Origin of the sequence: Gluconobacter kondonii (assembly GCF_002723995.1) — a bacterium.
Taxonomy (GTDB): domain Bacteria; phylum Pseudomonadota; class Alphaproteobacteria; order Acetobacterales; family Acetobacteraceae; genus Gluconobacter; species Gluconobacter kondonii.
In genome coordinates this window covers 532,065-538,064 of sequence record NZ_BEWP01000001.1, presented here as the reverse complement: position 1 = coordinate 538,064, position 6,000 = coordinate 532,065, and the positions used below count along the sequence as shown (strand labels likewise).

At 62.8% G+C, this 6,000-nt stretch carries 6 protein-coding genes; 1 reads left to right on the top strand and 5 read right to left on the bottom strand.

All coding sequences use genetic code 11. The annotated features are described in order from the left end of the window. From GKO01_RS02455 to GKO01_RS02440, 4 genes are all read right to left on the bottom strand, one after another. Positions 1 to 1,034, bottom strand: a 1,034-nt coding sequence (locus GKO01_RS02455) for an aldo/keto reductase (protein ID WP_099285521.1), incomplete at its 3' end; no start/stop codon positions are given. Between the two features lie 88 nt (positions 1,035 to 1,122). Then, positions 1,123 to 2,748, bottom strand: coding sequence for an ATP-binding protein (locus GKO01_RS02450; protein ID WP_099285520.1), 1,626 nt, complete (start codon positions 2,746 to 2,748; stop codon positions 1,123 to 1,125). Between the two features lie 5 nt (positions 2,749 to 2,753). Continuing rightward, a complete protein-coding gene (locus GKO01_RS02445; RefSeq protein WP_099285519.1) occupies positions 2,754 to 3,479 on the bottom strand; it encodes a response regulator in 726 nt (241 codons plus the stop codon). Positions 3,480 to 3,560: 81 nt separating this feature from the next. Next, positions 3,561 to 4,604: a cysteine synthase A gene (locus GKO01_RS02440; protein WP_099285518.1), complete on the bottom strand. Its 1,044-nt coding sequence runs from the start codon at positions 4,602 to 4,604 to the stop codon at positions 3,561 to 3,563. 68 nt (positions 4,605 to 4,672) lie between these two features. Between GKO01_RS02440 and GKO01_RS02435 the strand changes: the two genes are divergently transcribed. After that, positions 4,673 to 5,089 (top strand): rhodanese-like domain-containing protein, encoded by a 417-nt coding sequence (locus tag GKO01_RS02435; protein WP_099285517.1) that lies wholly within the window; start codon positions 4,673 to 4,675, stop codon positions 5,087 to 5,089. Here GKO01_RS02435 and GKO01_RS02430 read toward each other — a convergent pair. Then, positions 5,065 to 5,991, bottom strand: a complete 927-nt coding sequence (locus GKO01_RS02430) for a DUF2272 domain-containing protein (protein ID WP_241009257.1) — start codon at positions 5,989 to 5,991, stop codon at positions 5,065 to 5,067. The genes GKO01_RS02435 and GKO01_RS02430 overlap by 25 nt on opposite strands. Between the last annotated feature and the right edge of the window lie 9 nt (positions 5,992 to 6,000).

Below are 6,000 nucleotides of genomic sequence, written 5' to 3'. Positions count from 1 at the left end.
TTGGAGTGCACCTGATGGATGGCGTTGATCTTCTCTTCCAGCTCGGGCGTGATGATGACATCTGTCGCGCCGAGAATGGTACGGAGCTGATCGACGCTGGTGGCGCCGATGATGTTGGATGTCACGAACGGGCGTGAGGTGACGAACGCGATCGCGAGCTGGGTAGGGTCGATCCCTTCCTCGCGGGCCAGGGCGTGATAGGCCGTGATGGCATCGTCAACGCCGGGCTTTTCGTAACGCTGGCCACGGTTGAACAGCGTGGTGCGGGCTCTGGCGGGGCGGGCGCCGTTCAGATATTTTCCGGTCAGGTAGCCCTGCGCGAGCGGGGAATACGCCAGCAGTCCGACCTTCTCGTGCAGCGCCATTTCGGCAAGACCGATCTCGAAAGTCCGGTTGATCAGGTTATAGGCGTTCTGGATTGAGGCTACGCGCGGCAGGCCCGTGCGGGAGGCTTCCAGAAATTTTGAGACGCCCCAAGCCGTCTCGTTGGAGAGACCGACATGGCGGATCTTGCCTTCGTTCACGAGATCGCCGAGCACGCCGAGCGTCTCTTCGAACGGAACGGCGGAGTCTTCGGGCAGGTCGCGGAAGGTCGTGCCACCTTCGCCGAACAGGCCCACTTTCCGGTCGGGCCAGTGGAGCTGATAAAGGTCAATGTAATCGGTGCCGAGGCGGCGCAGTGAGCCTTCGAGCGCATAGCGGATCTGGCGCGGGGTGAGGCGTGCTTCCTCGCCATCGGGGCGGAACCACGGCATGGCCGTCCGTCCGACGACCTTGCTGGCGATGACGAGACGGTCACGGCCGCCGCGCGCTTTCAGCCAGCTTCCGATGATGGTTTCGGTTGAGCCCTGCGTCTCGGCGCGGGGCGGGATGGAATAAAGTTCGGCGGTGTCGATGAAATTGATGCCGTGGTCCAGCGCCATGTCGAGCTGGGCGTGGCCCTCGGTTTCGGTGTTCTGCTGACCGAAGGTCATGGTGCCGAGGCAGATTTCGCTGACGGCAATGCCGGTGCGGCCAAGTTCACGCTGTTTCATGGAAAAGACCTGATCAGAAAGATGGGGAAGCCTCTAGCATGAACAGAGCCGGGCCATTGATCAAGGCGCGGCTCTGTTCATGCTCTGCTTATGGGGCCAGCGTGACGATGACGCGCAAGCCCCCGCCGGTCCGGTTTTCAAGGCGGACATCACCGCCCTGACCGTGCAGGATGGTGCGGGCAATGGCCAGACCAAGGCCGGTTCCACCGGTTTCGCGGTTGCGGCTGCTCTCGATGCGGACGAAAGGTTCGAACACGCGGTCCAGCTCGTTTTCAGGCAGGCCCGGGCCGTTGTCTTCGATCAGGATGCGGACCGCATTGCCTTTCTCGCCGGGGCGAGTGGCCGGAATGAGTGTGACATGGGCGTCCCCGCCATATTTCAGGGCATTGAGGATGAGGTTGTTCAAAGCGCGTTTCAGCGCGACCGAGCGCGCCTTGATGCGGACGGGCACGTTGGGCGGTTCATAAAACAGGTCGTCCGCCTTGTCCGGCAGGCTTTCGGCGGCTTCATCCATGATGGTCTGGAGCAGGGCGCGCAGGTCCAGCGTGACGATGGGTTCGGCGGAAGCGCTGTCACGTCCGAAGGCCAGTGTGGCGGAAACCATGGCTTCCATCTCGTCCAGATCGGCCAGCACCTTGTTGCGGAGTGCGTCGTCGTCGATGAACTCGGCGCGCAGTTTCAGGCGCGTGATGGGCGTGCGGAGGTCATGGCCGATGGCGGTCAGCATGAGCGTGCGGTCCGTTACGAAACGGCGGATGCGCGTGGCCATCGTATTGAAGGCAATCGCGGCACGTCGGATTTCGGAAGGGCCGTTTTCGGGCAGGGCTGCGGTGTTGACGTCCCGGCCGAGTGCTTCGGCGGCGTTGGCAAGCGTCGTGACGGGGGCGATCAGGCGGCGTGTGGCCCAGACGATCATCGCACTGCCGGCAATGGACATGACGAGGAACGCGATCAGGAAGGTCGGCGATCCGAACGGGTTGGGCAGAGGGGTGACGAACCGGACCACGACCCAGCAGTCCCGGTCCGGCAGGAGGATCGAAGTGGAGTGGGTTCGCAGTTTCTGGCCGATCAGGACCTTGCGCGGATAAAGGGACGACGGCAGCAGCGCCCATCGCACGAAGGGCGGCATATCATGTCGGTGCAGGCTTCCCGGGAAGCGGGGGGTTCCTTCCATCGGGGGAGGCATATGGCCGTCCATCGGGTTCCCCATTGGACCCGGCATGGGGCCACTCAAGGGCGTACCGGAAGGGCCGGGGGGCATGTGGAAATCCGGACCGTTCATGCCGGGTTCTGGAAAACCGGGTGGACCCATATGTTGGGGCATGTCCGCGCCCGGATGGGGTCCGTTTTCATCCATCATGCTGGGCTGGGGAAAGCCATCGCGCGGATGATGCAGGAAAGGGGAAGACACTCTCGGGGGGAGGGGGATTTCATGCCCCTCGATCAACGGGTCCGGCTCTTTGAGAAGCAGGACCGTGACGTTGGAGGGGACGCGTAGGTCTTCGATCGCGTCGCGACGGTCAGCGGGACTGGCTTCCGCGACCGTGCGGTAGATCGAAAAGACCTGTACCTGCTCCTCATGGACCTGACTGCGTTCTTCAAGATCGAAGCGGTCCAGCGCGTGGATGGCCAGTCCTGCGGCTTCCACGATGGCAAGCCCCACAATCAGCAGCAGGCTGGTGCGGGTGACGAGAGATCGTGGAAGGATATGCATTCCGGTCAGAGACGCTCGACTTCTGCCGCGAGGACATAGCCCCCGCCGCGCACCGTCTTGATGACCTGCGCATTGCGGCCGTCGTCTTCGAGCTTGCGACGCAGGCGGCTGACTGCGACGTCGATGGCGCGGTCGAACGGTCCGGCCTGACGGCCCCGAAGCAGTTCCAGAAGCATGTCGCGCGTCAGCACGCGGTTTGCGCGTTCGAGCAGTGCCATCAGTAGGTCATACTCGCCACCGGTGAGGGAAACTTCCGCACCCTCCGGGTTCAGCAGGCGACGGCGGACGGGATCGAGGCACCAGCCCGCGAAGTGGATCTTGCGGGTATCGGCAACCTGTCGCTTGTCCTCGACGTCGATCGTCCGGCGCAGCACCGCGCGGATGCGGGCGAGCAGTTCGCGCGGGTTGAAGGGCTTGGCGACGTAATCGTCCGCACCGAATTCGAGACCGATGATCCGGTCGGTTTCGTCGCTCATGGCAGTGAGCATGATAATGGGGACGTTGTCCTGCGAGCGCAGCCAGCGCGCGACTTCAAGGCCGCTTTCGCCGGGCAGCATCAGATCCAGCACCACGAGCTGGTAGTGGCCGTTCGCCCAGGCCTTGCGGGCTTCGCGGGCGTCACGGGCAGCCGTCACGCGGAAATGATTGCGTTCGAGGAACTGGCTCAGCAGTTCGCGGATTTCGCGGTCATCATCCACGACCAGAAGATGGGGCAGTGTTTCCGTGCTCATGACCAGAGGCCTTTCAGGAATGCTGTGACCGCGTTCGGACTGCGTGTGCCGCCCCCGAGAAGGGACGGCACTGCGGCGAGGTCAGGCCAGCCAGGGCGGGACAGGCAGGTTTTTCGCACGCAGGAACTCCGGGTTGAACAGCTTGGACTGATATCGGGCACCACCGTCGCACAGAATTGTAACAATCGTATGTCCGGGTCCAAGACGGCGTGCGGTGCGGATTGCCGCAGCGACATTGATGCCGGACGAGCCGCCGACCGAGAGACCTTCGTTCGAGGTCAGCGAGAAAATCTGCTCCAGCGCCTCGGCATCGGGAATGCGTTCGGCGTCATCGGGTGCCGAGCCTTCCAGATTGGCGGTCACGCGGCCCTGACCGATTCCTTCGGTAATCGAACCCCCAGTGATGGTGAGGTCGTTGGACTTCACCCAGCCATAAAGCGCGGAACCTTCCGGATCGGCGAGAACGACGCGCGGTGCGGTCTTTCCGGCTGCTGCGGCCTGATCGCGCAGGCCCAATGCGATTCCAGCCAGTGTTCCGCCCGTGCCGCAGGCGCAGGTGAAGGCGTCAATTTTTCCCCCCGTCTGTTCCCAGATTTCACGGGCCGTAGTGGCGCGGTGGCCTTCGCGGTTGGCGGTGTTGTCGAACTGGTTGGCCCAGAACCCGCCGATCTCTTCGGCCAGACGACGCGAGACATGGACGTAATTGCCCGGATCACGATAAGGCTTGGCGGGGACAAGACGCAGATCCGCGCCGATCATGCGCAGAAAGTCCAGCTTCTCGCGGCTCTGTGTTTCCGGCACGACGATCACGGCCTTGCAGCCTACCGCATGGGCGACCAGCGTCAGGCCGATTCCCGTATTGCCCGCCGTTCCCTCAATGACCGTGCCGCCGGGTTTCAGGGCGCCGCTTTTCAGGGCATCATTGATGATTGCAAGAGCCGCGCGGTCCTTTACGGAACCTCCGGGGTTCATGAACTCGGCCTTGCCGTAGATATTGCAGCCGGTTTCCTCGGACGCGCGTTCAAGGCGGATGAGGGGCGTGCCCCCGATCGCGGCGGTCATACTCGGGGAGACGGTCTGCCATCCGATCGTGGCAGCCTGGCGGTTCGGAGAGAGGTCGGTCATACGGTAACTCCTGTGCTGGCCCGTGCTGGGTGAATTATAGAACGCGTTTTGGAAGGATGAGAAAGAGCATGAAGGTTCTGACAGCAAGGCAGGCGTGGGACATGCTTGAAAAAAAGCATGGAACGGCCTCTGAAAATGACGCGCAGCCTGTTCTGGTGGATGTGCGCACGCCGCCGGAATGGATGCATGTGGGATTGCCCGACGCGGATGCGATGACCGCGCCACTTCTGTGCGTGACCTGGCAGTCGGACCTTCAGCGCGAGTTCCTCGAAGCCCTGCTCGAAGCTGTTCCCGACCAGCAGACACCGCTGCTGTTCCTGTGCCGGTCGGGCGTACGTTCTCATCATGCCGCACTGCTGGCGGAAAATGCCGGTTATGCGGATGTCAGCAATATCGTGGACGGATTCGAAGACCAGCACGGCCCCGGCAAGGGCTGGCGTTCCAGCGGCCTGCCGTCGGCTTACATGCCGCTGTCGGGTTCCTGATCCGCGTCGTAATGCACTTCCAGCACGGCGCACCAGGGATAGCGGCTGTCGTAGCTGTGCCCTGAACTGTCGGCGATCATGCCGTTGGCATCCGTGGGAACATGGGTGAGGGCTACGGCATCATCCACGTTGCCGCCGATAATGCTCAGCTCATGTCCGAAAGGCTGGGCATTCTGGTCGGTGGCGGAGACAATGCCGCAATGCGCCGGAAAGCCGTAGCTGGTCGGCAGCATGGAGAAGGTCACGGTTTTGCTCTTGCCGCGTCCGACGCAGATCAGATCGCCGAGCTTGGGGGCATAGGTTCCGGGATCATGCGCCGTCACGCCGCTGGACTGCCCGCTGGCGGCAGCGTTGATATAGGTGGAGTGATTGGGGGAATACGGGAAGCGTCCATTGGCGCCTGCAATACGCATCACATACGAGATGAATGCGGCAGACCAGGCATAATGGCCGTCATGCGCGATCTCGAAGCGGGTGCCCTGGGAATCCGTCTTACCCGTCCAGCCGACTTCCGTCTCATACGGATCCTGTCCGATCCACCAGTATTCGCCGATCCGCTGCCAAAGGCCCGGAAGCCGTTCGGGCTTCAGCGCCGCGTCCGTGGGTTCAGGGCGGTCTTCGGGATTGTCGTCCGAGACGGGAGAGCCGAACATCCGCCATTCGCGCAAGGCGATGGCCGCAACGTCCTGCCGGTTGAACGGCTCGAAATTGCGAGTGGCGAAGTCCGGAACATGGACGTCATAACCCACGGGACCACTGGTTCCGTTCGCATACTGGGCGTTCGGCGTGCGGGCCGGATACGGGCTGACACTCTGCTGGCTGGAACATGCAGCCAGTGCGAGCAGGGCGGCCGTAGCAGCTGCTCGCCTGAAAAGATGCGAATCTGGCACTGTTATCCTCATGTACCCATC